Source organism: Endozoicomonas sp. YOMI1, assembly GCF_024606345.1.
GTDB lineage: Bacteria > Pseudomonadota > Gammaproteobacteria > Pseudomonadales > Endozoicomonadaceae > Endozoicomonas.
The window spans coordinates 1-1,903 of the sequence record NZ_JAHHPM010000339.1 but is presented as its reverse complement, the minus strand read 5'-3'; the positions used below and the strand labels follow the sequence as shown (position 1 = coordinate 1,903).

Annotated in this window: 1 protein-coding gene; it reads right to left on the bottom strand. The window is 46.1% G+C overall.

The features are described from left to right. Positions 1-22: 22 nt before the first annotated feature. Positions 23-1,603: a protein kinase gene (locus tag KDK15_RS12225; protein WP_257295639.1), complete on the bottom strand. Its 1,581-nt coding sequence runs from the start codon at positions 1,601-1,603 to the stop codon at positions 23-25. Positions 1,604-1,903 lie beyond the last annotated feature (300 nt).

Genomic DNA, 1,903 nt, shown 5'->3' with positions numbered 1-1,903 from the left:
TTCCGGAATCAGTGGCCGGATGTTACCGGAATAGGTGGCCGAATGTTTCCGGAATCAGTGGCCGAATGCTTCCGGAATACCCAACTAACCTCTGTTCGATTATCTTGCCCACAACCGTTTGAGTTTCAGACGTGCCAATGCTCCCGGGGACATTTTCCTTTAACAGGGCTTCTCTTCGTCGTTTTTCCAGGATACGGCTTTTTTCTTTCTCGTTTTCTTTCCTGATCAAACCCTGTATTTCCCGAACCTTTTCCTGGCAGTGGGCCAGATCTGCACTTAGCTTTTTCATTTCAGCATCAGAGCTGTGCTTGCCCTTTTTCTTAATCGCTGCCCAGCAAAGGTTCAAGATTTGCAGCTTATGCGGGCTGTGCTTGCTCTTTTTCTCAATCGCTTTTTCTGCCTCAACCAATGCATTAAAGGCATCCTGATGGGCAATATGAAGTTCCATTTGCCCCATTTCATCGAGCTTCTTTTGGCGAAGATAGGGGTATGTCAGCAATTGTTCGGCACTTGGCCGTTTATCCGGATCAAGCTCCAGGCAAGCCAGCAAAACGTTCCGGCAATCCTCGGAAATACCGGGTTCCTGTTTAATCTTATTGATCAGCCTGGCATAAGCTGATGAATCAAATTCAAATTCAGTAAAGAGCTCCTCCAATTCAGGCTTTTGTTTAAGCACTATTCGATCGTAGGCGGATAGCGTTTTTTGCTTCTTTCTAACAGTGATAACTTTTTTGCCCAGCTCCATTTCCGCCAGGGTGATACCCAAAGCCCATATATCTGTTTTCTCGGTAGCGGTTTCCTTGCCAAACGTCTCTGGACCAGCAAATTGGGGGGTCAGGGAGATGGGTTTGAACTGTCCTTTTCTGTTGCGCTTGACTGCAATACCATAATCGATCAGTGATACTTTACCTTTGCTGTCAATGGTAATATTTTGCGGTTTGATGTCTGAGTGCAGTATGCCTTTATCGTGGATCTTTTGCAGGGACTGAAACAACTGCCTGGCGATACTGCACTTCAGAGGCTCGGGGATAACCTGTCTTTCGGTCGGAAATAAATCATATTCCTTTTTATCCAGATCAAACAGCATTTCCAGGTTTGGGCCCTTGTCATGCATTACTAAGCGATTTCTTTTGTACCAGGGGCTATAGCCAAAGTCACCAACCTTTTTCAGGCACTTTTTCTCATTTGATTTCAACAAGCAATACAAGAGGCTGTCATTGTCCTTAACCATGTAAAAACGCGACAGTTTTTTACTGCCATTGGCATCGACTGTGGCCTTCGGCGGAACCTGCACCGCCCGGAATACTTTGCCAAAGCCACCTTGGCCAACCAGTTTTTTTACCTTGTCCTTTACCAGAATTTTGATCTTCCGGTAATTGAACGGCAGCACATGCCCTGACTCTTCAGGAACCACATCCACGGCCCGATGGACAATTCTGACATTGCCGTGGTCACAGCTCGAACCAGAGGGTGTAAAGGCCGGATTGGAGATACCCTGTGCAGTTCTCGCAGCGAAGGTTCCCTGGTTTTTGTCGGTGCTGCTGGTTTTGGACAATCGGGTACCAGGGGCTTGTGGCAGCTGAACGTATCCTGTCTTAGTCATACTTTCTCTCCCTGAAAGGCATTGGCATCGACTTTAAGCCAAAACGTTGTTGAATATTGCGAAGTTATGACGTAAGAATCTAACATTGTAGGCAAATAATTATACTAACCAAGCTGTCAGTAATGCTGAACCGACCATGCTGAACTTAAGTGGAAGAATGTCCCAATCTTCTCATTATGCCCGCAGTGGTTGTATCCGGACTTCTCCAGGGTATCCGGGAAATGTTCAGGCATGCCTGATTTTTACAAACGGTTAACAACTGCAATAATGCATAGCCTGCCATTTTCAAATGCATCCATC

What these genes read in the sequence shown, in the direction of transcription:
- KDK15_RS12225 (WP_257295639.1), bottom strand. Translation starts at nt 1,603, where the DNA reads ATGACTAAGACAGGATACGTTCAGCTGCCACAAGCCCCTGGTACCCGA.